Here is a 24,519-nt window from a genome sequence, read left to right as displayed (position 1 = left end):
TAGCATAATTTTAAAAACGAAGGGTGATTTCAAGAAGATTTTTTTCAAAAATCCACGTTTTCCATAGCAAACTTTCAATTAATTTAATTTTTTTTCATCTTTATTTCACAAGTCTAATCAATTTTGATGAGCTGAAAACGGCAACGGGAGATGCATGCTTCTGACAAAGTAGACTGCTGAAGCAAACTGGAATAAACCTAATAAAAAGAAAATCAGATGCAAGACATTCCATCCTCGTAATAAGATGACTTGCACGATGATCCAGACTACTAAACTCATGCCTAAAAGCATTGCCCCGTAGTATCCTTTGTTAAGCCACAACAGGATAGCGACAATCAGATTCCCCAAGCCTAAGATAACCAACAAAAACAAGCCGGGAATTAAGAAGGTCGTGAAGGGGGTTCCTTGCAGCATGGCCGCCTCCAAACCAGCATATGTCTGTCCTTGACTTAACGGCTCAATGCTTTTAAACGCCAACAGACTTCCCCCACAGGCGCCAACACCGATAAAGAGGCACAAAAAAAGCAACGCAAAGCGCATCTTCATTTTTCTCCACTCCTTCTTCAAACCCAAACCAACTAAAAATAAAGCCATTCTCAGTGACACATTGATTTTCTTGTTCCTTATTCGCTTGTTGGTAAATAGATAAATGCGGCAATTTGTTGCTCTTCCACAGAAGAAAAACCACACGCTTCATAAAAACGACGCGTTTTTTCTGTGTTGTCCGTAATCAGAACCTTTTGCCGTATCGATGGATGATTCGCCAACATTTTTTTGAGTAATCGCTGACCGATTTTTTGACGTTGGAACTCGGGTGCAACTAATAGATCTTGAATATAAAGAATGGTTTGTCCATCGGTTATACAACGGATCAGCCCCACTAGCTGCTCTTCAACATAGGCCGTTATCACCTGTGATTGAGCTAGCCCTTTTAGAAGACGCTCAGGTTCTTTGGTGTAGGCGCTCCAACCAACCCCTTCGTACAAGGCGAGTACTTGATTTGAATCAGATGGTAAGTGGTCTTGAAAAACGATTTTCATACTTCTCCTCCTTGTGACAGCATAGCGAAAAGGTGGCACAATAGAAATAGAGCTGACAGCTCTTTTCCAAACAAACTCTTGCTATCCGCCAAGCCGTAATGCTTTGCTTGACTAAAGAGTATCCTGAGGAAAAGCGGCTGTCAACTCTAATTACTAACTTACTGGATGAACAAAAATACACTAGCTCTGTTTCTAAACCAAAAGCTTAATCAATCAACAACTCATTTTTTAAACGTTGGCTCGTCGTCTGTTGTTCTTCAGGCGTTACTTCTTGATAAGAAATCCCATATTCTCCTCTAAAGCCATCACCCGTGAACCCACTGCCAGCCATTTGGTAAGACTCGACGGTCCCTAATGCGGATTGATATTGAGTGAATAGGCGACTCATTTGTGAAAAAGTTAAATCCGTTTCGCCATTATCTCCAATAATCGTTAGCAGATCCTGAATCCGCATCACGCTTGAAAGTGAAACTAACTCATTGGCCAAAATTTCAGTCACTTCTCTTTGACGGCGCTGACGTCCATAGTCGCCTTCTGGATCATCTTTTCGCATACGGGTATACTGGAGTGCCTCCCAGCCATCTAACTCAAGAGTACCCTCTGGGTAATCGATCTTCTCGGCAGTAAAAGCAAATTCATTTTCAACCGTGATGCCACCAATTGCATCGACAAGATCTGCCATCCCATCCATGTTTAAGGAGAAATAATGATGGATCGGTATATCAAGGTATTGTTCAACGGTTTCAATCATCATTTTTGCTCCACCGAAAGAATGAGCATGATTGATTTTATCATGGTATCCTTGTCCCACGATCTCCACATAGGCATCTCTAGGAATACTCGTGAGGGTGGTTTTTCGCGTGGCAGGATTCAACGTTGCCACCATGATGGTGTTTGCACGAAAATCGGTTTTGCGCCGGGAATCATTGGCGATCCCCAACAAAAGAAGGCTCAAAGGTTCAGCATTTTCGATGACCTCCGCCTCTTCTCGTCCTTCGATCGGACGATGGATCGAGTGAGCAACATCCTCTACTTGAAAATACACCCTAATGGCATAGACGGTTCCTGCTGAAATAATTCCCGTCAGCAATACTAGGAAAATGATTATTAGTTTTTTTGCTGTACTCATTTTATTTCCCCCTAAGTACACGTTTTTTGATTGAAAAGACGAAAGCATAGGTGATGTAACTGATCCCACTTGCCAATAAAATACTTGCTAGCAAGTCACTGGGATAATGAACCCCGAATAGCAACCGACTCATCATGATCAGCAACAAATAGATCATTCCAAGAAATAGTGCCAGGTTTTGGATAAAGTGACGCTTGCCTCTTTTAGCGGGAACTGTTTGCCCTAAGAAAAAGAGGAGAGAAATAATCAAAGTGGTCGCTAATAATGTATGTCCACTTGGAAAACTTGCTGATGCCCGCTCCATGCTGTCAGCAAAATCCGGTCTCGGGCGATCAACTACTTTCTTGATCACTTGACCGACCCCACTGATCACAATCATGTTCCCCATCAACCATAAACTTTCTAAATGCTGCTTGCGCATAAATAAAATACTTGCTAAGAGAAAATGAATGGCCGCTACGGGAATGATCGTGGCCGTACTGGCAAGCGGGAGAAAAATCGATTCCACAGCAGGTGTCCGCCATTGAGGCAATTGGGAAAACAGGTTGTCGATGCTTTGGAACCAGTGTGGTTCTAATGCAACAAGGAAAAACAGCCATGCAAAACAGCTGAAGAGTACTCCACCTATCACTCCTTTTTTTGCTGTTTTACTCATGTTAAGCTCCTACTTTCTTTTAATGTATACGACCTATTTTTGGCTTTTGTCGGAAATTTATCTAACCCAAAGATAATTCCCATAGCAATGCTGATCGCAATCAGTGAGGTGCCTCCTTGACTTAAGAATGGTAAAGGAATACCGGTTAAAGGCAGCAAACCGATCGCCGCTCCGATATTTTCAAAAATTTGAAAAACTAAACCAAACACATAAGTGATCGCAATATAGACCGATGCTTTGTTATTTGTTTTTAAAGCAGCAAAAATGATTTGATAGATCAGATAAAAATAAAGGAAGATGACTAAAGTACTTCCTAAAAAACCATACGTTTCTCCAATGACTGTAAAGATCATATCTGACTCACGAACCGGCACATACACCGTTGTATGGGTAGCTGGCGCCCCCAATAAGCCTCCGGAACCGATCGCCCACATACTGCGGACTTGTTGAAAAGCGATGGAATCTTGATAAGCGAAAGGATCTGCCCAAGCTCTTACACGATCCAATTGGTATTGTGAGAAGTGCAGTCGAAACAACACACGATTGCCCCATTCCGTGAATACGAGCAGCAACAAAATAGCACCAAGAGTGGCAATCAACCCGATCACGACAGTCAGTATTTTCCAATGAACACCAGAAATGATGAATAAGGCACCTAACATCACGATAAACACCAAGCTCGTTCCAAAGTCCCGCTGCATAAACATCAATAAAAACGTGGGTAAGCTGTATAGCAGGATCTTAGTGACATAGATCAAATCGGATTTGATCGTTCGTTCGGCTTTTCGTTTTTCATAAACTAAGGTGAGATAGACCATAAACAGCATAAAGGCCACTTTCATAAACTCGGAAGGCTGAATCGTGAACGCACCAAATCTGATCCATCGTTTGGTGTTCGTTTGTTCGAACATCGTTTGATCATAAAACCAATGAAGAGAGGCCATCAAACCAAGGGATAGTAAGTACAAAAGACCAGAAAAGCGGAGGAGTAAATTCGTAGGAATCAAACTCGTCACAAAAAGAGCAATCGCCGAAAGAATACAAAAGAGGATCTGCCGCAAAACAATCCTTGAAGGATCATTGCCATCCATCACAGATGCTTGATGTTGTACCCAGATACTTAACAAAAACAGCAGGAAAACCGGCAGCAGTAAAGCATAGTTTGCTTCATGACGTTTGAGGAACTTCATTAAGGATGCCCTCCTCTCGTTCTAGTTTCAGGCATAAACTAAAGGCAAATGAAAGAATAAAGTAACTAGAACCACCATAACTAATGAATGGTAGCGGAACCCCCGTCATCGGCATCAAACCTAAAATACTGGCAATATTAATACTTGTTTGCAACAAAAGCAACGTACTCGTCCCTAATAAAATCAAGCCTATTTGAGGGTTTTCAATTGCAGCAGATCGCATAAATAAACGCAAGATGATCACGAATAATAAGCCGATTACAAAAATACCAAAAATCAAGCCTAGTTCTTCTACTAAAACTGAGAAAATAAAATCTGTTTCTGCTACTGGTAAAAAGCCTTTTTTAGTGATGCTGTTTCCTAAGCCAAGACCAGTAAGACCACCATTGAACAAAGCGTAGTAGGAATGGATCATTTGAAACCCCTGATTATACGGATCGGAAAATGGATCCCCCACTAACCGTATGCGGTTATAAACGTGCATAAACATGTGGGGCAGTAAATCATTGTTTCCTAAAAAAATGATCAACATGGCAATCAAGAACAGACTGATCAATAAGCCACCAAATAAAAGAGCTGTTAGTTTCACGGGCACTTGTACCGTAGTAATCATGACAAATGCTAAAAAAAGTAAAATCATTACCCCAGCTACTTTTGGTTGAATCAAGATCAACACGCAGCACAAAAACAAAACCAAAAGGGGACGCTTCATTTCCTGCAGGGTGGTTTTTGCTGTTTGAAAGTAATGAGCCAGATACAAAACCATACCGACATTCACGATTTCTGAAGGTTGAAATTGAATCCCTACGATTGAGACCCAGCGTTGGGCACCATTAACAGAGACGCCGAAAAAAGGCACACGTGCTAAGAGCAATGTAAAGATCCCAAATGCCAGCAAACCGATCGCTAAGTACTTACTAAGCAGTATCTCTCGACGTGTTCTTTGAATAATGAAAAGGAGCACCCAGCTAAGTAGTAGAAAAACAAGCTGACGCAAGAATAAACTCGCTGGTGGCTGATCCCTCGTTAACAAACGGTAAGAACTTGCACTATAAATCATTAAAAGACCGATAAGGCTCAATAGCAAATAAGCTATGATCAGCAGCCAATCGATCTTCTTTTTTTCTATCATTGCTTCCACTCCTCTTGCCTTGGAGTAGGTGTTCAGACGGTACCAGTTATTTTGCCTTTTGAGCTCATTCATCCATCAAAAGAAAAGCAAAAAAGTCTCACTTCTCTTAGGACGTCAGACTTTCGCAGCAATCTCATCGTCCGAGTTTTAGCACTATACAACGTAAAGAAAGTTCTTTCCTTTCTTAGCTATTTTATGAAAAGCCTTAATCCGACAATTCCTGTTCTACACATTGGCGTCTTTCGACGTTTCTGCGCAATAGCTTATGTTTGTATAGGAGCCTCACCTAACAAGGTTATATGTTATTTTTCAATCCAATATGAATGGTACCCTTCCTCGAATAAAGATACAACCTATTCTTTGTTATTTTTATTTTTCTTTAACTTTTCTTAAAGAAATTAGATATTTCGAATATTTTCCGACCTTTAAAGAAAAACCAATGAAAATCATTCGATCAACACCGGATCCCCTTCGATAATATACGTTATTAAAAAACGGTCATTCCAAAAAAAAGACAGTTCTTTTTCTAGAGATTGAAAAAGAACTGCTTTCTTGATTTGCACTGTCTGAATAAATATATCCGTGCCGATCAATCAAATGATCGTTTGGCTTGACGCTCTTGTGCTGCTTTTCTTAACTGCTTTTGCGCTTTTTTAGACCCACGTTCAATATCTCGGGTAAATTTACGTTGGGCAAAATCGAAAAATAATTGATCTAGATCATAGCCGGCTGGATAGAGTGCTTCTCGTTTTGTGAGAAGTTGCAATCGTCGAGCAGCAACAACGAAAAATTGTTTCTCAATCGAAATTTTCGCTTGCCCCTGTTCTAAATATTCATAAAAGAGTCCCCGTTTTTCATGTTCTGCTGAAAAGACTTGGTCTCCCTTTTGGAAAATGTGCTCAGGCTTTACTTCCTGCGGATCGGTTCGTTTTCTGGTCGACACAAAAGGCTGCTTTTCAAAAGAATAGGATTTATCCTTTAAATACTCCTTAGCCGTTTGCACGACCTCAGCTGGAATCGCCATTTTTTCGGCGATCCAAAACGCATTGCTATCGCCAACCGCATTGGTCAACAAGCGGTATTTGGGCGTCAGTGTTTTGGCATCAAACGCCATCGCCGCCGTTTCAAAGTCTTGATGGTCAAGGGCAAATTGCTTGATTTCACCATAATGAGTCGTGGCGATCATTAATGCCCCTGAACGATAGATCGATTCCATAATGGCGATTGCTAAAGCCGCCCCTTCATTTGGTTCAGTCCCGCTGCCAATTTCATCCAACAAAACGATACTGTTCCGGCCGGCATTCGTCATGATCTGTGCAATATTCGACATGTGTCCAGAAAAGGTACTTAAAGAATTTTCTAGACTTTGCTGATCCCCAATATCCATCCAAAGACTTTTTAAAAACGGCACGCTGCTGTTGCCATTATGCGCTGGAAACAAGCCGTAATGTGCCATCGCACAAACGAGTCCGACGGTTTTTAAGACAACCGTTTTACCACCAGCATTCGGCCCTGTGATGACCATACATCGGTTCTCTTCTCCTAGTTTTAAAGATAGAGGAACAGCATCAGTGCCCAGCAAAGGATGCCGGACTTGATCAAGAAGCAAAACTTCTTCTTCAGTGATCGCTATCGGTTGCCCATTGATTTCCCGACAATACTTTCCGCGAGCAAAAATAATATCTAGTACCACTAAAATATCAAGACAGGCAAATACTGCATTCATTTGTTCGGCGATCGCCCCGGTCAATTCTGATAAAACTTGGTATTGAGCGGCCGTTTCTTCCGCCTGTGCCAAGATCAATCGATCATTCAGACGGGCAGCTGCTTCCGGTTCAATAAAGACAGTCGCACGCTTATTGGAACGTTCGATGATCGTTCCTTTAAATTGCTGTTGGAATTCAGCACGCACGGGTAACGTATATCGGTCATTCTTTTTGATGACACGATTTTCTTGTAAATAACGACTTTCTTTAAAAAACTTTGCAAAAACTTTTTTCAGATCAGCTTCATATTTTTCGATCGTACCGCGAATTTTCCGCAATTCTCGGCTGGCATTACTATCAACCTGACCATTGCGAATCTTTTGGAAAATCATTTCGGCGATTTCAGAAAAGTCTTCTAAACCTTGCGCATATTGATGCAATTTTGGGGCGATCGATTGATTCTTTTCGAACAATTGACGGATGATTCGAAAAGACCGTAAAAAGTCTCCATATTCGATAAGCTCCTGTGGTTCTAAAACAAACCCTTTTTCAATTTTCTCCGTATGGTGTAAGACATGCTGCAGCCCCATAAAAGGCACTTGACGACCGGCGGCTAATAGCGCCATCGCTTCAGTGGTCTCTGTCACTCGTTTTTGTGCAGAGTGGATCGTAGCTGCTGGTTTTTCATTCACAAAGCGCGCTTTGCCGTAATCGCTGATTATTTTTTTACTTACTTGTTCTTTGATTTGTTCAAATTCAGTTGCTTTTGGTATATTCATGTGTGATCCTTTCTTGTGCCTGAGGATCCCGGTAATATCCCCGTCCAAAAAAGTGTACAAAAAAAGCGACAGTCTCCCATCACCTGATTCATCAATAACGATTTTTATCGGTATCTACAGGCACAACAAATAAACAGTCTGTTTTTGCTTATTTGTTTTAATTGGCTGGTTAGATACCTACGACACTCATCAATATACCTCTTTCTTTTTTGAACGAGTTTTTTTCATTGTAATATAGAAACTGTCCTGCTGTCAACAGCCCTAAAATTCCCTCATCCACAAAAAAACGTTCAGGAGCTCCTAGAAGTTCCTGAGACGTTTCTGATTTAAATCATATATGAGTAGCTGTTGACTGCTTACGAGCGAATCAGATGATCAAACGCACCTAACGCAGCAGTAGCACCTGAACCCATTGAAGTGATGATCTGTTTGTATACACTATCGGTACAATCTCCCGCTGCAAAGACGCCTTCAATGTTGGTTGCGCCATGTTTGTCTACCACGATCTCATTACGCTCGTTTAAAACGATGCGGTCTTTTAACCATTCAGTATTCGGCATTAAGCCAATCAAAATGAAGACACCCTCCACAGCTAATGTGAATTCGCCATTCGTTTCGCGATCAACGTAGGTCAATTGTTCGACATGATCGGATCCAGCAATTTCCTTCGTTGCGGCATTCGTAATAACAGTCACATTTTCTAACGTGTTCAAACGGTTTTGTAGCACAAGGTCCGCTTTTAGTTCTGGTAAAAATTCAAGAACGTAGACATGTTTTGCCATGCCAGCTAAATCGATCGCTGCTTCGATCCCAGAGTTTCCGCCGCCAATGACAGCAACCTCTTTCCCAGCAAATAACGGGCCGTCACAATGTGGACAATAGGCAACACCTTTATTTTTGAATTCTTTTTCTCCCGGAACATTGATGTTGCGCCAGCGAGCACCGGTTGCTAAAATAGCCGTTTTGGTTTTTAATACTGCGCCATTTTCTAATTCAACTTCGATGACATCATTGCGACGAATATCCTTGGCACGCTGCCCTTTCATGACATCGACTTTGTATTCGTTGATGTGCTCTTCTACCTGACGCATTAATTTTGGTCCTTCGGTATAAGGAGTACCGATCATGTTTTCGATACCAAGGGTTTCCATCACTTGGCCACCCATCGTTTCTACGACCATCCCGGTATTGATACCTTTACGCGCCGCATAAATCGCTGCACTTCCACCTGCAGGTCCGCCACCGACGACCAAAACATCGAAAAGCTCTTTTTCAGCAAAGTCATCTTTACTCGTTGGACCAGCTGCTTTTTCCAATAATTGTTCGATCGTTTGACGGCCGCTTGCAAATTCTTCGCCATCTAGAAAGACTGTTGGCACAGCCATAATTTTTTTCTTGTCAATTTCTTCTTTGAACATCCCACCTTCGATCATGGTGTGACTGATGGAAGGATTTAGCACTGCCATAATGTTTAACGCTTGAACAACATCCGGACAGTTATGGCAGGTCAAACTGACATAGGTTTCAAAATGTAATGGCTTATCGATCGCTTTGATGCGCTTTTGTAGTGCTTCATCAATTTTCGGCGGACGACCGCTTACTTGAAGCAACGCTAAAATAAATGAAGTGAACTCATGTCCTAACGGTAAACCAGCAAAAGCAATGCCGCTTTCTTCACCGGGACGATTGATCGAAAAGCTTGGTGTTCGTTCGCTTGCTACAGCTTGAATCGTGATTTTTGGCGACATTTCTGCGATTTCTTCTAAAAATTCACGTACTTTTGTGGAAGAATCATCCTCACCTAAACTTGCTGCAAATACAACCTCTGATTCCAGCATCGCTAAATACTGGGTCAGTTGGTCTTTGATTGCCTTATCTAATGCCATGAGAGCCTCCTAAATCTTGCCTACAAGGTCTAAGCTTGGCGTTAATGTTTCTTCGCCTTCTTTCCATTTTGCAGGACATACTTCACCTGGATGAGTACGAACATATTGTGCTGCACGGATTTTGTCAATCAAGCCACTAGCATCACGACCGATACCATCCGCATTGATTTCAACCGTTTGTACCACACCATCTGGATCGATGATAAATGTACCACGTTGAGACAAACCTGATGCTTCGTCTAATACATCAAAGATTTCTGAGATCACATGAGAAGGATCTGCAATCATGATATATTCGATTTTATTGATGGCATCAGAATGATCATGCCACGCTTTATGTGTGTAGTGGGTATCCGTTGATACAGAATAAACTTCTGCGCCTAATTCTTTTAATGATGCATATTGGTCTTGCAAATCTTCAAGTTCTGTCGGACAAACAAATGAGAAATCTGCAGGATAAAAACAAACAACGTTCCATTTTCCTTTAAAATCTTCTGATGAAACATCGATAAATTTTCCATTGTGGTAAGCTTTCGCTTCGAATGAACCAATCTCTTTTCCAATTAATGACATATCATTTCCTCCAATTAGAATAATTATTTGAGAATAATCTCTATTAATTATTAGTATATCTAACTACAAAATGCAATAGTTTATTCAGAAATAGTCAAAAAAAATGTTATCCTCCTCAGAAATGAGCATATTTATTTTCTATTCAAAGCAAATGGAGTATAGTAATAAGGTTGGGTAATCATATCTAAGCAAAGTTCCTACCTGTTAGATTCTCAATTACATCTCCTATTCTCAATTAAACAAAAAAAGATTGCCTCTCCCTATGATTCCTCACAATGTAAAGTGAGTCATAGAAAAAGACAATTTTTTCATTTAGTATTGAAATAGTTGAACAATCCACCGATTGTTCGCTCCCTCAACGTGATCCGCTTGCCGTCTAGAAAAACTTCTTCGACTGGGTAATGGTCTTGAAAAGGTGGGACTTCCAAGTATTGGCTCGCAAGAAAGCGCTCCGGGGATTCAACTGTTGTTACTTCTTTGCTGCCATTTTTCAGATAATGAATTTCTAACATATCCATTGCCTCTTTTCTTGTATTCTGAACTTTTAAAAAAGCAATGAGAACATCTCACTTCTCGCCGTTCTTTTTCTACTTAATTCAGTTACAAGGCGTATTATAGTCTTCCTTTTTTTAAAAGTAAAGAAAGCACTCTCGGTTGAAACTTCTCTTATTTTTTGGCTTTTGTCTGACCAATAAAGTAGTCCTCTAAGACACCACCGATAACAAAAATGACCCAAGAGTAAGCCCATGCATGAAACATGAAGGACCAAAGCATGTAAACGACCAAAATCACTGGCCAATAGACTGTTCGAAAAAAGGTAACTCTACCAGCGGATTCGCCATATTTATGACGTGTTGCTCGATCACCAGGATGATCTTCGTCGCGAATAAAATACGTTTCCGAAGCCAATTTCGCAAACCCTGCCCGAATAATACTTACATAAATAATAAAGAACACACCTACTGCAACCGTCAAGAAAAATAGCGCTATACCGAATTCGACAGAGTAATAAATCAGCTCACTTAACAGTACAGGCGCAATCGAAAAAATGCAGGCGCCAATTCCTAAAACGAGACCAATTCGAAAACTTTTTTCATAATTTGCGAGTTGCTGAGCGGCTTCTCGTTTAGCATCCCTTTTGATCGGACGATCATCCAACTGTTTACGAGCACCGGAAAAGTGCAAACTGCTAGAGATGATAAAACCAACCCCGATGGCGATAAAAAGGATCATCACCATTACACCAAATAATTCCGCATAGAAACTAACAAAAAGCATCAAAGCTGCAAAAGCTGCGATACAAAAGCCGATTCCCAAAGACAACGAGAAAGCAAAGTGGCGCACAGTTCCCCAATAATCAAATGCATCATCTTCTGTGATAGCATCGGACCAATCATCAATTGGCTCTTCTTTAGAAACATTTAATTCTTGCAGCAATTCATCCACCGAACCAAACTCACTGATCACCGCACCGATGGCTTCGTGTTCACTTTTCCCTTGATGGATTAATTCCAAGTAGTGGTCTTCCATAATGGCTAAGAGGTCTTCTTTTGCCCTCTTCGTTTCCGGTGTGATGGGTACTGATAAAAATAAGCTGTCTAAATAGTCATGAATGGTTTTCATTTTTCTCCTCCTTGTAAGAACTGGTCAACGACGATCTTTGTCTGTTGCCACTCCAATCGTTTCTGTGTAAGGCTCGCTTTTCCGTCTGCAGTTATCTGGTAATACGTCCGCTTTTTGCCATGCGTCACTTCTCCAGGATAGGAACGAATCAATCCTTGTTTTTCTAACCGAGTAAAAGCGGAATACAACGTCGTTTCTTTGATCACATATACGGCATCCGTTCCTTCGCGAATACGCTTGGATATTTCATATCCATAAGAATCTTCTTTTGAAAGAATGGATAAAATGATTGCGTCGTTATAGCCGCGAATTCCGTCACTCGAGATCACGCAATCGCCTCCTAAATTACTTCATCTGTCGTACTAATTATAAAACAATTACTACGACAGGTAAAGTAAAGCTGGTAAAGTTCTCAAAAATCAGTCGTAGGTCCTAGAAAATGAAAAAAAGACACGCATTCTCAGTAAACTGATACGCGTGCCCCTTGTTACTTGATTTTTGTTCTCACATACTTATTCAACGGCTGGTTTGACATCATCCATCATTAATTGGATCGACTCCAATCCGGAACCAGCTAAATACCAAACCGCAGCATCCAATTCAATCACTTGATCGTTTTGCCCAGCATTTGTTTCTTGTACGATTTCGTTTGCAACAAATTCACTTTCGCTTTCATTACCACCGATCGCTTTTGTCCGATCAATCACGAAGATGACGTCAGGATTTTTTTCAAGCAAGTACTCATAAGAAATACTTTGTCCATGAGTTGACGCCTCTAGCTCTTCATCAACTGCCGGAAAACCAAACGTATCATATAGGATACTGTAACGAGATCCTGGACCGAAAGCGGAAAGATTACCTTCATTCACCATAACTACCAAAGCTTTTTCGTCAGCGCTTTGTGCTTGCTCTTTCAAGGTGTTGATCTGTGTTTGCAACGAATTCAGCTGTTCTTTCGCTTCTTCTTCCACACCGAAGATTTGTCCGATAGCCGTAATATTAGCTTCGATCGATCCCCACGTATTACTATTGTCGACGCTTAAGAAAACGGTTGGCGCAATGGCAGATAATTCTTCTTGAAAATCACGTTGCCGACCTGAAATAATGATTAGATCCGGCTGTAATTGATTGATTTTCTCTAGATCCGGTTCTTTGATTCCCCCTGCTGATTCAACATCTGCATACGCTGATAAATAATCTGGCAGATTGCTGGTTGCTGCAGCAACGACTCGGTCTCCAAGACCAAGGGCATCCATTGTGTCTAATGCACTGTTGTCAAAGACAACAACTTTTTCCGGCGCATAAGGAACAGTGACAGTCCCATTGCTGTCCGTGATCTCGACTTCTGTCGGCGTTTGTGCACTTTCTTCCACTTGGGTTTGAGCTGTCCCCGTTGAATCTGTTGTCCCTGTATTATTTGATCCGCAAGCGGTCAACCCCGCTAGTACGAAAATACTCATAAAACTTACTACTATTTTTTTCATTTTTTCCTCCTTAGAAACAAAATTTTATTGGAAGGTGTAGCAAAATTGCCGCCCATCCACTTGTACCAGTTTGATTGGAATTTCATATAGTGCTTCTAATACCTCTTCTCGAATCACTGCCTCTGTGCCAGCTGCTTTAAAAATCTGACCATCTTTCATAGCGACGATGTGATCGGCATATCGTGCTGCAAAATTAATGTCGTGCAAAACGATCACAACGGTTTTCTGATACTCTTCCACCAATGTAGTCAATAATTTCATCAGCTGATTGGCATGTTTCAAATCTAGATTGTTTAACGGTTCGTCCAATAATAAATAATCGGTATCTTGGGCTAAGATCATCGCCAAGTAAACTCTTTGCAGTTGCCCACCTGAAAGTTCATGGATCGATTGACCAGCATATTCGGTGAGAGATAACTTAGACAAAGAATCATCAATAATCACATCATCTGCTGCCGATTGTCGTCCCCGGTTATATGGATAACGACCAAATGCCACTAGTTCTCTTACGGTCAGATTGACAGCATAGCGATTGCTTTGCTGCAAAAAAGCCATTTTTTTTGCTAGCTCTTTGGATTTCCATTGACGAATCTCCGTTCCATCCAGATAAATATCACCGGTGCGCTGATCCAACATCCGACTGACTAAAGAAAGCAAGGTACTTTTTCCGGCACCATTGGGCCCAATGAAAGCAATCATTTTCTGCTCCGGCAACGCTAAGGAACATTTCGTCAAAACTTGTGTTTTTGCATAATTCTTGGATACATTTTTGGTTTCGATCATGATTTTTTCCTTTCCAGCAGCAATTTGCTTATAAAGAAGATACCACCTAATAATTGGATCACGGTGCCGATGGTCGTTTGCCATTGAAAGACCTGTTCCACTAGGAATTGACCTCCTACCAACAGGAGAAAGCCAATCAAACTACCACCGGCAAACAGCCAACCGTGACGATAAGTTGGGAAAAGCTGATAGGTGATCGTTGCCACCACAAATCCTAGAAAAACTGCTGGACCAACTAAAGCAGTGGCAGTGCCTGTCAGTAAAGCAATCAAAAATAAAACACCTCTATGAAGCCATTGAACAGAAACGCCTAAACTTTTGGCCTGTCCGCTTCCTAAATGGAGCAAATTTAATTCTGGAATCAGCAGAATCAGACAGATACTCCCTACCAAAATGATCGCGGCAGCAATCAAAAGATGTTGGGTGTTGATATTGCCAAAACTGGCGAATAAGCGGCCTTGCAGCAAATCATATTCATTTGGATCCATCAATACTTGTAAAAAGGTGCTGAGACTACCGAACATCGTGCCACAGACCATCCCTGCCATCAATAACAAAAATAGTCCGGCGACTGCTTTTTGATAGAAAAAGCCAATCAAGAAACTTCCTAGAACGGCAGTTAAACCGACAGAGAACAAAAACATCGCTGCTGTTTCTTGGCTTAACATCTGAATCCCACCGATAAAAAAGAAACAAAGGGTTTGAACAAGGACATACAGTTGATCTAAGCCTAAAATCCCAGGGGTTAGATAACGATTGCTTGTCAGTGTCTGTAGCGTGATTGTACTAAAGGAGATTGCAATGGCAACTAAAGCAAAAGCCGTGATGCGACGTCCTCGTAATGCAAAGGCAAAGGACCAGTTACCATAGGTGTTATAGGTCAGATAGGCCATACATGCACAAAGGATTAGAAATAACAAGAGAAAGAGTTTTTTCTTCATCGAAATTTCCTCCCTAGAAGCAAAATCAAGAAACAGCACCCACCCAGTACGCCGGCGACAACACTGACCGGCATTTCATACGGCGCGATGACGACTCTCGCCAATACATCACACAATAACAAGAACGCGCTTCCGGCAAAGCTGATCAAGACCAGATTATTTTTCAAATGATCCCCGAAGACCATGCCGATCATATTTGGGATAACGATCCCTAGAAAAGGGATTTGTCCAACGGTCAGTAAAACGACACTGCTGGCAAACGCCACCAGAGCAAATACAGCAAAACGCAAGAACAAGTAATTGATCCCCAGACTCTTAGCCGCACTTTCACCTAAACCGGCGATCGTGATCTCATAAGCTAAGAAATACAGCAAACCGAAAACAGGAATCGTCAAATACAAAAGTTCATACTGTCCAACCATAATGGTGGCAAAATTTCCTTGTAGCCAAGAAGAAACGTTTTGAACCAATTGGAAGCGATAGGCTAAGAAGCTACTAATAGCACCGATGATATTACCGAACATCACCCCTGTTAAAGGCAGCATCATTGGATCTTTCTTTGGTAGAAATTGGCTTAAAAATAAAAAGAACAACACCCCTGCATAAGCAAACACAAATGCTGCAGTCGTACGAATCAAATTTGAGGCATTTGGCAGAAAGAGCATAACCAGCAAAATTCCTAAGCGAGCGCTATCCGTCAGCCCAATCGACTCAGAGGCCACAAATTTATTTTGCATCATGTGCTGCATGATTTTTCCACAGATACTAATGATCCCACCTGCAATAATCAAACTGATCGTCCGTGGGAGCCTAACTTTTACCAAAACAAGCCAATGATTCGGATCACCCTGCTGTAAACCTGTTAAAGACAATTCATGGGTACCTGCCAACAAAGAGCAACCCACTAGAAGAATAAAGATCAGCAGTAATCCGATTTTTTTCAACATGCCCCGCCCCCTTGTTATTGAGAATGATTCTCACTCTCTTTAATAGGGTAACGTATTTCACTTAAAATCACAAGAAGTTTTTTTAAAAAATCCCTTTCCCATCGCAATTTTTGGAAATTGAGTATGCGAGGAAAGGAAATTATGTGATGTTTTTCTCTTATAAACCTGCCGATAAGCGTATTCTTATCTCAAGGATGTCTATTTTATCCTTTGGATTATAAAAATACTTACGAATGATACATTCACTTTCTGAGTATCATTCAATAACAGATCACTTAGATTTGCACTTGTTTTCATCTATTGAAAACCATGTAAAATCACCACTTACCCAAGATGATGTATTTTATCAGTTAAAAGCAAATGACGTGTGTCCCCTCCACCTAAACAATCATCGTCTATCAATAAAAATCTATAAGCAAAAGCAGTTCAGTCATCGAACAAGCTTTATCGTTTTCGTTTCGAGATTCTTCATCAAAAAAAATCATGATAGTAGTTGACATCGACCTCCAACAGCAGCCCACCTGATTTTTAATTACCGAAACCAGTCACTGATGGAAAGCGATAGTCTTCCTTGATTATCGTTACGTGCAAAAAAAATAAACCTACGATGATCGTAGGTTTACCAAGGTTACATAATTTACTTTAACAAGCCATCCAGGGCCAATTGATTCAAAAAATGCAACGGAAAAGAAATGGTAGGATTAAAAAAGTAATCCATTGTTGCTAATTGGTGCAAGGACGTTTTGCTATTGATTAACGTTGAAATCGTGTTGATGATCTCTAAACTTCCACGATCACTCGTGATGATTTGCCCTCCCATGATTATTTTCGTTTGCTGATCAAAAATCAGTTTTAAGGTTACTTCAAAATCCTCATCTGTCGCGAAAAATGTCCGAGAATGAAATGTCTGCGTCACTGAATCTACTTCAAAGCCGTAATACGGTGCCTCAGTCTCATTGATACCTGAACTGCTGACAAAATAGCCAAACAATTTACTAACAACCGTGCGCTGCATCTTGGGAAAAGGAATTTTCGTCGTTCCCTGCTCATTAGCCAATACATTGGTAGCAGCTACGATCCCCGTCCGATAAGCATTAGTCACTAAAGGGATATACAAAGAGCTATCCGAATGATTGAAAGGAATCGAGACGAGATCGCCGATCGCATAGATGGATGGATCAGACGTTTGCAAGTATTCATTTGTAAATACCGTGCCATCGAGATTTAGTTTTAAAAAGTCTTCTACTAAGGCGACATTCGGTCGCGGATTTACAGCATAAACGACTACATCAGCTTGAATCTGGGTTCCATTTGAAAGCTCAATTCCTTGATATTCGCCCTTCTCGTCTTTGATCGTATGGGCAACGTTGCTGTTAAGATAAATTTGTAAGTTCTCTGGAAAACGTTCCATCAAAATTTCTGCAACTTCATGATCAAAATAACGGAACAACAGCGTATCCATTCGATCGATTAAGTGAATCGCTTTTTGCTGTCCACTTAACGATTCCGCCAATTCAAACCCAATCAGGCCAGCGCCGACGATCGCCACGGTTTGCGCCATTTCGATTTTTTCTAGTGCTTGCTTTGATTGACCAATCGTTTTGTAGGTCGTTATATGTGCTTCAACATCTGAGGCGAACTCCGAGCGGAAAGTACTCGATCCCATCGCTAAAATTAAGCCATCATAACTCACTTCATCTTCTTGTCGATATGATTCCGTTGACGTCACAAATTGAACCAGTTTTTCTTGCGGAAAAATGTTTATGACTTCACTGTTCAGCATCACATTGATTCCTTCTGAAAGAAGCTCGCTAGCAGTTGTGGTCCGTGAGTCTTCCAGACGCGAGATATATCCTTCTAAAACTAAATTCAAGCTGCTGGCAACGTAACCAAGGACACCTGATTTTTCTATAATAATCACATCGACTTTGGGGTCAACTTTTTTTAAATGACGGGCAGCAGCAATTCCTGCATGAGAGCCTCCAATAATCACTATTCTCATATCTTTTCCAACTCACTTTCAAGGTTCTCATTGCGTATTTCATCCACGATTTGATGAAGTCGCTCTTCTTCAAATGGGGTTGCACCACCTGTTAAAATCAATCGCTTCTTATAACGATAGCCTTCCGAGATCTCAGAATGATCAACAATCAATAAATCATAGTCCTTCTCCTTCGTCCCATCGAAGTGAATATTCGGATAGCCAGCCAATTCTTTGATCAAAAAACGCCGCAAAAAGCCACTGCGTAATCGTGATTGAGTCAACAAAATGCCTACGGTAAATGCTTTTTCCTGTTTTACTTGAATCCATTGACGGATCAAAAGCAATTCATTGGTTAAATGCTGCTTTTTCTCAAGAGAAAAAGACTGGTTTACGTTTTTCTCCAACTGTTCGATTGCTTGTTGTGCCACTACAATCAAGCTTTCATTCGCAACACTTTGCGGCTGAAATTCAGCAAAAGCAATAATACCGCCATGAATGTATAACGCTTGGATCGTTACGCTGGTTAAGAAGACACCCAACTCCACTGAAGTTTCTGCAGACTTTCTTTCACTATCACCGATCGCCTGCAACAACTCTTCATTTAATGCTTCGATTTCTCGGAAGAAAAGTGACTTCTGGCTTAATCCCTCCTCAGAAGGACCAATCAAGCCTTCTGCTAGTAAAAACAAATAGAAATAAACCGTTTCATAATCGCTCCAGGAAACCGCAAAACGACTGAGGTAGCGTCCTAAGATATTCCGCAGAATCTGGAACATGGCTTCATTTTCTAGAGACTTTAATAGGTGATACGATGCTTCATGCTGCTGTGAGCCACGATAATCAAAACGAGCTTCCATAATGCCTAGCCATAACCCAACTTTCCAACGCTCAGCTTGACTAAACGTTGTCTGTAACTGTTTTTCAATAACTCGAATCAAATTATTGATGGCTGGAGCATTCAAGCGGGTAATCAATTCTTCATTGGGATAACTTTGTGAAAAAAATTGATAATAGAAAAAACGAATTTGCTTTTCATCCCCAATTAATTTTTTATTTTTTAATTGGATATCGAACTCTTTTAATAATTGATTGATGGCTTTGAATCGACGAAACAAAGATGCTTCACTCAACATGAGTTCTAACATCATTTTCGTCGTTGACTCATCTCGATGAAAAAACAAATAAGACAAAATCTGAAAATCGATCGCCTCTGACAGATACGAATAAAAGAATTTTTTTAGTGAGAAATCAAGCGGAAGTGTTAACTGTACTTGATCATTTTCTAAATAAGTCAATGTCGCATCCTCATGGAAAGCGACTAAATTCTGATGAAGATTTTGAAGCTCTTTTTGCAAAGTGGGGGCGGAAATGGATAATGTTTTTGCAAGTTTCTTATAAGAGATCTCTGAGCCATTCTGAAAAAAAACAGCTAAAATTTGAAAATGAACCTGCTGATTTTTTTCAAGCAGCTGCATAACATTCATTTTTGAACCTCCTTCACCTTTCACATACTAATTTCCCAATTAATGACTCATTTGTCAACTATAAAAATTGCCTGAATGACTTTGAATTAGACGGATAAAGCGTTATTTATTGTTCCTAAAGCATAGGAATGGTAAAATTCTTGAGAAGAAAGGTGGTGAACTATGGGAAAACGAATGTTAGCATTTTTTCGAACCGATCGATTATTTTCGATTTCCCTGCTACTAGCACTCATTGCATGTTTTTTTGGCACCTTCCGTTGGTCGTTTATAGACTTCAAAGTGATCTTGTCGCTGTTTGGATTAATGCTAGTGATCAATGGGTTAGAAGAAGCTGGCTTATTACGGGCATTTGGTCAAAAATTGGTGGAAAAGAGCCGTAGTTTGCGGGATTTGATTCGTGCAGTCGTTCTTCTAAGCTTTTTTAGTTCGATGTTCTTAACGAACGATGTAGCTATTTTAACCTTATTGCCCATCTATCTGCTTTTAACGAGACAAGAACAACAGCGAACTAGTGTCATATTAGGCGCCGTCTATTTAATCGTCGCAGCCAATTTAGGAAGTAGCCTTTTTCCCTTTGGAAACCCGCAAAACTTATTTTTATTTTCTTATTATCACATCTCACTAGGACAGTTCATGTGGACAACCGGTACTTTCGTGGGGCTTTCCTTACTATTACTGCTTGTTTCGGTTCAGCTTATTTCAAAATCGCCTCTAGAAATCCCTATTCAAGAAGACGCCTATGAAAAAAAAGCAGCGATGCGCCATGCAGGCTTGTTTGTTATCATGATTTTGGGTATTTTTAGTGTTCTACCCCTCTCGATAGCCGTTCTTATCGTCGTCGCCGTGGTTTGGTTCAGCAATAAACGGTTATTTTCCAAAGTTGATTATCGTTTATTGCTTACCTTCATTTGCTTCTTCTTGATCGTTGGCAATATTCAAGACCAAACGTGGATCATCAATCGCATTCGACCGTATTTTCAAGAGACACATCGCGCTTTTTTAGGCAGTATTTTACTCTCTCAAGGAATCTCTAACGTTCCAGCAGCGATTTTGATCGCTCCCTTCACCGATTTGGAAAAAGCCGTTCTTTTAGGGGTCAATGTCGGCGGATTGGGTACATTGATTGCTTCACTAGCCAATTTGATTGGCTATAAGTTACTGAAACAAGCTCGAGCCAAAGAAGCCAAAGCATTTCAAAAATGGTTCTTTATCGTCAATCTACTTTTCTTACTGATCTTAGGAACGACTGTCTATCTTTTCTTATAACAAAAGCGATGCAAAACGAGATTCCAGCATAAGGACATTTGCAGCCAGTAGTCAAAAGAGGCATAACTACTGTTTCTGTTTTTCGCTCTTATGTCAGAATCTCGTTTTTTTTGATCTCTTTGAGGGATTACTATCGAGATAAAAGAAGTTCAAAGGTTATTTTCGTATGGCTTTCAACAGTCAGCGATTCACCAAAGATACGTTGAACCATTTGTTTCCGCTGTTCCAATGAATACTCATCCTCAAAATAAAGATGAAAGAAATCCCGATCGATCTCTTCTTTCACCATATACTCAAACTGGCAGCTCCGCCATTCAATTGCCTCTTCTGATAACCACTTCTTGTAGTAGGTATTAAGCTGTAACTCTTTTTCAGCTACGGGGTCTTCTTCAAAGGGCTGAAACACATTTTCTACTTCAGCGATTGTTCTAAGAATAATCAATTGATCGGTTTTCTTTCGCAACTGCAGCAATGTCTTTTTGTCTCTTAGTGCTGGATTCATGGCCATGAAAATACAGGGCCAGTGCTGGTCCGTCGTTAAAAAGTCGCTTTGGCTCTGTTGGATCAGGTGTAGTTTATTCTGTGGATCATCAATCGTTTCTTCAATTATTCTAAGCATTTCCTTTGAAAAATCAATCGCATAATACTCATTTACATAAGGATAAAATGCGGGGATATAGCGACCGGCACCAGCAGCAAAGTCAACAAAAATAGATATGGGGAACACTTGCTGATCCAATAAGTAAGCAACTACCTCTTTCGCAATCTGCAATGAAGACTCCTGCTGGATTTGTGCATAATCTTGAGCAAACTCATCCCAAAACAGGATTGCTTCCTCTTCTTCCATCTATAAGACGCCCCCTGTAATCACAGTCTTGCCTCTATTTCCCCGCTCAACCGCTTCGGTACCGAGTTTTAAGTTTTCGATCGTGATTCCTCCATCAATCGTTTGGACCGCAGTGGTGTGAATTTTGCCCTCAACTAACAGCGAAGCGATTCGTTTTAAGATCGCTCCTTGGGTTTCAAACATCAGTTGAGCATCTGTTTTGGCAAACATGTACTCCCAATAAAAATCGATGCTAAGGTTTTTAAATGGGTTTAAATCGAGCGCTTCTTTCGTATTGACGATCATTCCGACTTTACCAAATGGGACGATTGCTTTCGTTAATTGTGGCAAATAGGTGGAGGCATCATAAAAAATGGCAATGGCTGAAAAAGGTTTGTTTATTTGTTCGGCTAAAGGTAAACGGTGATTAAGAACATGATCCACTTGATTGTTTTTTAGCCACTCGTTGTTTCTAGGACTAGCAGTGCCATAAACGGTTAAACCTGCCCATTTTGCTAATTGTGCAGCGATCGAACCCACACCGCCGCTGGCATTGATCAACAAAATCGATCCTTGATTGGCGTTTTCTTCAGGAATATATCCAAATTTTTCAAATAGCAATTCCCATGCGGTTAAACTCGTTAATGGTAAAGCCGCAAGATCACCGTCAGAAAAGCCGGCTGGTGCCTTTGCTGCGATTCGAGAATCAACAGCTTGAAACCTTTGATTCGCACCAGGTCGTTGTGTGGTTCCGGCATAGAATACCCGATCACCAACAGCAAAGCCACTAACTGCTGAGCCGATTTCTTTAACGATCCCAACGGCATCATACCCTTGGATCTGGAAATCTTCACTTAAAACAGTCATTTGCCGACGTTTCGTATCGATTGGATTGACCGAAACTGCTTGTACTTCCACCAGTAAATCATGTGTTTGGCAAATCGGTATAGGAATTTCCTTTTCAGTAAATACTTCTAGATCATCTAAAGATCGTCCTTCATAAAAACCTAGTGCTTTATTTTTCATCATACTGCTCCTTCCAAAAAAAGTGCTGAATAGTTATAAAAACCATTCTAGCACTCTTAACCAATTTAGAACATTTATTCTTCACCTTTTACCACAAGTGGAACTAAAAAAGGATAGCTTGTGAAGAAATCTAATAAGGATCGCTTCCATTGATCCGAGTCAATCGTTAGTAAAGTGGACTCTGTATACAAATGGATCGTCAATCGTTGATTTTTATCAAGTAAAATAAGAATTTCGCCTTTGTTTTCTGTAATAAAATCATATTGCTGATTCTCCATCGTGATAATAAAAATTTGATCGAGAACTTCTGCTGCAACAGGAAAATCTGTTTCCATATCGACAGCTAAGGTTTGGGTATTGTCGATCAAGCTTGGTGAAACCGTAAAGCCTAATTCTTTTAAATGCGCCAATACCAAGTTGACATCATAATTAAAGAGCGAAAGCTGATTGACCGAGAAAATATTCTCCGCATGCCATTGACTGATTAAATGCAAAATCTGTTCATCATTGACAACCACCGACTGGGAGTTTGAATTGATAGTCAACAATGGCAAATAACTAGATTGATACGTAGAATTGACTGGATTCAGTTTAAAACTAAACTCGAGCTCCTTTGTTTCTGTTAAACGAAAACGGACATTGAAATGCTTTGTCTTCCATGTGTCATAGTTATCGGTAGCAGTTAAATGAATCGTTTTTAATGGTTTCAAGAATTCATAGGCATAGTATTCAAGCAATGTCTTTTTGGCGATCACCGAAATATCTTGATCTGTTAAAATCAACTGACGGTAATGAGCAAGCAATCCAGAAAAATCAGCTTCCATGATTGATTTTCGCAATTTTAAATCAGCTAGTTCGTTTTCGGCTTGCTCAATAAGCGATTCGATTCGTTGGTGATCTTGCGCTTTTACAGCGTAATAATCATCTTCGTAGTCAGATTCTTCTTCCGCTGAATCAAAAGAATCATCCGCTACATTTCTACTATCTTCTACTAAAGGACCGTCATTCACTAAGTCCGTCGCATTTGTTGGTACGTTTTCCTCAACTTCATTAGCACCTTCTGTTTGCGCCGGTTCCTGCTCCAGCAGCTGTGATTCATCAGGATTTGTCTGCGTTTCTTTCGTCAATATCAGTCAGCTCCTTTCCCGTATAATGAGCTAAGAAAGCCATTATTTTTGTCGTAAATTCATCAAAAGAACCAAAAAAAGTATCAATTTGACGAAATTCTTTTTCTACGATCGCTTTCTTTAAGCGCAATGTTTGATATTGCTGCTGTAGGCGTTCTTTTTCAGCAAAAACCTCTTCATTATTATTTGAATATCTTTCCCATTCTCTACGTTTGGCTTCTAATGCTTTTCGCTCAGAAGTTAAATGTTCTAGTTCTTCATCGATTTTTGTCCGATTGAAAAAACCCTTTGATTCAGTTAATTCATTTTCGGCTTCTGTAAGTTGATCGATCTGATTTTGGATTTCCTTTACCTCAGATAACGCTGTGATCCGTTTGGCTTCTAGTTTGTCCATCTGCTGTTCGATTGCTGTCAGCATCTCACGATTACCTCGTTGGAACTTTTCCCACTCTTCATCTATCTCAGGGATAACAAAAATTTCGGGAATACTCGCATCGATACCAATCGTCGCTCGCTCATGATAATAGGTTCCTAACTGATAGTAATGCACCGTAGGAGATATTTTGGCACAATGCATCATAAATGGGAAAGCTTGGGTGAAGTTATCGTGGAACTTCCTTGATAACAATTCATCAATCTCATGATTTTGATTTGATGTTTCTTTTAACTGTTTGTGCAATCGACCATTATATATACGATAAATTTCAGGAATATCCTCTTTTTCGATCGCTACTTCAAAATCTTGCAGGTCTTGCAGCATTTGACCGATATTTTTTGAGGCTACTTGTTTGATATCGCCAAAGGATATTTCTTCATTCGCTGAAACTGAAACAACGTCTTGATCTTGAACAACATTTTGTTCTTTTTTGGCATCGTCAGTCATATGATCCCTCCTAAAAATACTTCACTACTAGTGTATCATTTTTTTCCATAAAAAG

The 24,519-nt window shown here is 40.4% G+C and carries 23 protein-coding genes and 1 riboswitch; of the genes, 1 reads left to right on the top strand and 22 read right to left on the bottom strand.

The genetic code is table 11. The annotated features are described in order from the left end of the window. Positions 1–117 precede the first annotated feature (117 nt). From ENLAB_RS00130 to ENLAB_RS00045, 18 genes are all read right to left on the bottom strand, one after another. Positions 118–546, bottom strand: coding sequence for a hypothetical protein (locus ENLAB_RS00130; protein ID WP_189372261.1), 429 nt, complete (start codon positions 544–546; stop codon positions 118–120). Between the two features lie 77 nt (positions 547–623). Next, positions 624–1,040 carry a GNAT family N-acetyltransferase gene (locus ENLAB_RS00125; RefSeq protein ID WP_140965576.1) on the bottom strand — a complete coding sequence of 139 codons (417 nt, stop codon included), beginning with the start codon at positions 1,038–1,040 and terminating at the stop codon, positions 624–626. A 205-nt stretch (positions 1,041–1,245) separates the two neighbouring features. Beyond that, positions 1,246–2,169 (bottom strand): LCP family glycopolymer transferase, encoded by a 924-nt coding sequence (locus tag ENLAB_RS00120; protein WP_081118723.1) that lies wholly within the window; start codon positions 2,167–2,169, stop codon positions 1,246–1,248. A 1-nt stretch (position 2,170) separates the two neighbouring features. After that, positions 2,171–2,824 carry a phosphatase PAP2 family protein gene (locus ENLAB_RS00115; protein ID WP_142963029.1) on the bottom strand — a complete coding sequence of 218 codons (654 nt, stop codon included), beginning with the start codon at positions 2,822–2,824 and terminating at the stop codon, positions 2,171–2,173. Further along, positions 2,821–4,014, bottom strand: a complete 1,194-nt coding sequence (locus tag ENLAB_RS00110) for an FtsW/RodA/SpoVE family cell cycle protein (RefSeq protein ID WP_140965571.1) — start codon at positions 4,012–4,014, stop codon at positions 2,821–2,823. Before ENLAB_RS00110 ends, ENLAB_RS00115 begins: the two co-directional genes overlap by 4 nt. Beyond that, positions 3,992–5,146: an FtsW/RodA/SpoVE family cell cycle protein gene (locus tag ENLAB_RS00105; RefSeq protein WP_170920146.1), complete on the bottom strand. Its 1,155-nt coding sequence runs from the start codon at positions 5,144–5,146 to the stop codon at positions 3,992–3,994. The genes ENLAB_RS00110 and ENLAB_RS00105 overlap by 23 nt, the downstream gene beginning before the upstream one ends. A gap of 125 nt (positions 5,147–5,271) precedes the next feature. Next, a riboswitch (M-box (ykoK) riboswitch) is annotated at positions 5,272–5,447 on the bottom strand. Between the two features lie 288 nt (positions 5,448–5,735). Beyond that, complete coding sequence (locus ENLAB_RS00100) at positions 5,736–7,631, bottom strand: endonuclease MutS2 (RefSeq protein WP_244352093.1); 1,896 nt, start codon at positions 7,629–7,631, stop codon at positions 5,736–5,738. A 356-nt stretch (positions 7,632–7,987) separates the two neighbouring features. Next, positions 7,988–9,517: an alkyl hydroperoxide reductase subunit F gene (ahpF, locus tag ENLAB_RS00095; RefSeq protein WP_086292445.1), complete on the bottom strand. Its 1,530-nt coding sequence runs from the start codon at positions 9,515–9,517 to the stop codon at positions 7,988–7,990. A gap of 9 nt (positions 9,518–9,526) precedes the next feature. Beyond that, positions 9,527–10,090, bottom strand: a complete 564-nt coding sequence (gene ahpC / locus ENLAB_RS00090; RefSeq protein ID WP_005226227.1) for an alkyl hydroperoxide reductase subunit C — start codon at positions 10,088–10,090, stop codon at positions 9,527–9,529. Positions 10,091–10,398: 308 nt separating this feature from the next. Beyond that, positions 10,399–10,602: a DUF4649 family protein gene (locus ENLAB_RS00085; RefSeq protein WP_034871989.1), complete on the bottom strand. Its 204-nt coding sequence runs from the start codon at positions 10,600–10,602 to the stop codon at positions 10,399–10,401. A 154-nt stretch (positions 10,603–10,756) separates the two neighbouring features. Beyond that, the gene (locus tag ENLAB_RS00080) at positions 10,757–11,713 is read right to left on the bottom strand and encodes a permease prefix domain 1-containing protein (protein WP_077453469.1); all 957 of its coding nucleotides are present in this window, start codon (positions 11,711–11,713) and stop codon (positions 10,757–10,759) included. Then, positions 11,710–12,042 carry a PadR family transcriptional regulator gene (locus ENLAB_RS00075; protein WP_077453470.1) on the bottom strand — a complete coding sequence of 111 codons (333 nt, stop codon included), beginning with the start codon at positions 12,040–12,042 and terminating at the stop codon, positions 11,710–11,712. Before ENLAB_RS00075 ends, ENLAB_RS00080 begins: the two co-directional genes overlap by 4 nt. Positions 12,043–12,225: 183 nt before the next feature. Beyond that, positions 12,226–13,197, bottom strand: coding sequence for a siderophore ABC transporter substrate-binding protein (locus ENLAB_RS00070; RefSeq protein ID WP_077453471.1), 972 nt, complete (start codon positions 13,195–13,197; stop codon positions 12,226–12,228). 24 nt (positions 13,198–13,221) lie between these two features. Then, positions 13,222–13,980 (bottom strand): iron ABC transporter ATP-binding protein, encoded by a 759-nt coding sequence (locus ENLAB_RS00065; RefSeq protein WP_081118730.1) that lies wholly within the window; start codon positions 13,978–13,980, stop codon positions 13,222–13,224. Beyond that, the gene (locus ENLAB_RS00060; RefSeq protein WP_244352091.1) at positions 13,977–14,921 is read right to left on the bottom strand and encodes an iron chelate uptake ABC transporter family permease subunit; all 945 of its coding nucleotides are present in this window, start codon (positions 14,919–14,921) and stop codon (positions 13,977–13,979) included. Before ENLAB_RS00060 ends, ENLAB_RS00065 begins: the two co-directional genes overlap by 4 nt. Next, the gene (locus ENLAB_RS00055; RefSeq protein WP_077453473.1) at positions 14,918–15,868 is read right to left on the bottom strand and encodes an ABC transporter permease; all 951 of its coding nucleotides are present in this window, start codon (positions 15,866–15,868) and stop codon (positions 14,918–14,920) included. Before ENLAB_RS00055 ends, ENLAB_RS00060 begins: the two co-directional genes overlap by 4 nt. A 637-nt stretch (positions 15,869–16,505) precedes the next feature. Then, positions 16,506–17,870 (bottom strand): FAD-dependent oxidoreductase, encoded by a 1,365-nt coding sequence (locus ENLAB_RS00050; protein ID WP_244352090.1) that lies wholly within the window; start codon positions 17,868–17,870, stop codon positions 16,506–16,508. Continuing rightward, positions 17,867–19,336, bottom strand: coding sequence for an AcpB/EbpR/MafR family transcriptional regulator (locus tag ENLAB_RS00045; RefSeq protein ID WP_170920147.1), 1,470 nt, complete (start codon positions 19,334–19,336; stop codon positions 17,867–17,869). The genes ENLAB_RS00050 and ENLAB_RS00045 overlap by 4 nt, the downstream gene beginning before the upstream one ends. Before the next feature lie 162 nt (positions 19,337–19,498). On the opposite strand from ENLAB_RS00045, the gene ENLAB_RS00040 reads away from it, so the two are divergent. Then, the gene (locus tag ENLAB_RS00040; RefSeq protein ID WP_244352089.1) at positions 19,499–20,602 is read left to right on the top strand and encodes an SLC13 family permease; all 1,104 of its coding nucleotides are present in this window, start codon (positions 19,499–19,501) and stop codon (positions 20,600–20,602) included. Positions 20,603–20,732: 130 nt separating this feature from the next. Here the strand turns inward: ENLAB_RS00040 and ENLAB_RS00035 are convergent, their stop codons facing one another. The 4 genes from ENLAB_RS00035 to ENLAB_RS00020 form a co-directional block, all read right to left on the bottom strand. Further along, a complete protein-coding gene (locus ENLAB_RS00035; RefSeq protein WP_244352088.1) occupies positions 20,733–21,449 on the bottom strand; it encodes a class I SAM-dependent methyltransferase in 717 nt (238 codons plus the stop codon). Beyond that, a complete protein-coding gene (locus tag ENLAB_RS00030; RefSeq protein ID WP_244352087.1) occupies positions 21,450–22,457 on the bottom strand; it encodes a zinc-binding alcohol dehydrogenase family protein in 1,008 nt (335 codons plus the stop codon). Positions 22,458–22,528: 71 nt separating this feature from the next. Then, positions 22,529–23,581 carry a hypothetical protein gene (locus ENLAB_RS00025; protein ID WP_244352085.1) on the bottom strand — a complete coding sequence of 351 codons (1,053 nt, stop codon included), beginning with the start codon at positions 23,579–23,581 and terminating at the stop codon, positions 22,529–22,531. Continuing rightward, entirely contained in the window at positions 23,553–24,464 is a 912-nt protein-coding gene (locus ENLAB_RS00020; RefSeq protein WP_244352084.1) for a hypothetical protein, read from the bottom strand. The genes ENLAB_RS00025 and ENLAB_RS00020 overlap by 29 nt, the downstream gene beginning before the upstream one ends. Between the last annotated feature and the right edge of the window lie 55 nt (positions 24,465–24,519).

The sequence above is a fragment of the Enterococcus innesii genome, from assembly GCF_022846515.1.
GTDB lineage: Bacteria > Bacillota > Bacilli > Lactobacillales > Enterococcaceae > Enterococcus_D > Enterococcus_D innesii.
The sequence above is the reverse complement of the archived record's forward strand: the minus strand, read 5'-3'. Positions and strand labels throughout refer to the sequence as shown.

Coding starts and splice junctions, on each gene's coding strand:
- ENLAB_RS00130 (WP_189372261.1), bottom strand. CDS start 546: ATGAAGATGCGCTTTGCGTTGCTTTTTTTGTGCCTCTTTATCGGTGTT.
- ENLAB_RS00125 (WP_140965576.1), bottom strand. CDS start 1,040: ATGAAAATCGTTTTTCAAGACCACTTACCATCTGATTCAAATCAAGTA.
- ENLAB_RS00120 (WP_081118723.1), bottom strand. CDS start 2,169: ATGAGTACAGCAAAAAAACTAATAATCATTTTCCTAGTATTGCTGACG.
- ENLAB_RS00115 (WP_142963029.1), bottom strand. CDS start 2,824: ATGAGTAAAACAGCAAAAAAAGGAGTGATAGGTGGAGTACTCTTCAGC.
- ENLAB_RS00110 (WP_140965571.1), bottom strand. CDS start 4,014: ATGAAGTTCCTCAAACGTCATGAAGCAAACTATGCTTTACTGCTGCCG.
- ENLAB_RS00105 (WP_170920146.1), bottom strand. CDS start 5,146: ATGATAGAAAAAAAGAAGATCGATTGGCTGCTGATCATAGCTTATTTG.
- ENLAB_RS00100 (WP_244352093.1), bottom strand. CDS start 7,631: ATGAATATACCAAAAGCAACTGAATTTGAACAAATCAAAGAACAAGTA.
- ahpF (WP_086292445.1), bottom strand. CDS start 9,517: ATGGCATTAGATAAGGCAATCAAAGACCAACTGACCCAGTATTTAGCG.
- ahpC (WP_005226227.1), bottom strand. CDS start 10,090: ATGTCATTAATTGGAAAAGAGATTGGTTCATTCGAAGCGAAAGCTTAC.
- ENLAB_RS00085 (WP_034871989.1), bottom strand. CDS start 10,602: ATGTTAGAAATTCATTATCTGAAAAATGGCAGCAAAGAAGTAACAACA.
- ENLAB_RS00080 (WP_077453469.1), bottom strand. CDS start 11,713: ATGAAAACCATTCATGACTATTTAGACAGCTTATTTTTATCAGTACCC.
- ENLAB_RS00070 (WP_077453471.1), bottom strand. CDS start 13,197: ATGAAAAAAATAGTAGTAAGTTTTATGAGTATTTTCGTACTAGCGGGG.
- ENLAB_RS00065 (WP_081118730.1), bottom strand. CDS start 13,980: ATGATCGAAACCAAAAATGTATCCAAGAATTATGCAAAAACACAAGTT.
- ENLAB_RS00060 (WP_244352091.1), bottom strand. CDS start 14,921: ATGAAGAAAAAACTCTTTCTCTTGTTATTTCTAATCCTTTGTGCATGT.
- ENLAB_RS00055 (WP_077453473.1), bottom strand. CDS start 15,868: ATGTTGAAAAAAATCGGATTACTGCTGATCTTTATTCTTCTAGTGGGT.
- ENLAB_RS00050 (WP_244352090.1), bottom strand. CDS start 17,870: ATGAGAATAGTGATTATTGGAGGCTCTCATGCAGGAATTGCTGCTGCC.
- ENLAB_RS00045 (WP_170920147.1), bottom strand. CDS start 19,336: ATGAATGTTATGCAGCTGCTTGAAAAAAATCAGCAGGTTCATTTTCAA.
- ENLAB_RS00040 (WP_244352089.1), top strand. CDS start 19,499: ATGGGAAAACGAATGTTAGCATTTTTTCGAACCGATCGATTATTTTCG.
- ENLAB_RS00035 (WP_244352088.1), bottom strand. CDS start 21,449: ATGGAAGAAGAGGAAGCAATCCTGTTTTGGGATGAGTTTGCTCAAGAT.
- ENLAB_RS00030 (WP_244352087.1), bottom strand. CDS start 22,457: ATGATGAAAAATAAAGCACTAGGTTTTTATGAAGGACGATCTTTAGAT.
- ENLAB_RS00020 (WP_244352084.1), bottom strand. CDS start 24,464: ATGACTGACGATGCCAAAAAAGAACAAAATGTTGTTCAAGATCAAGAC.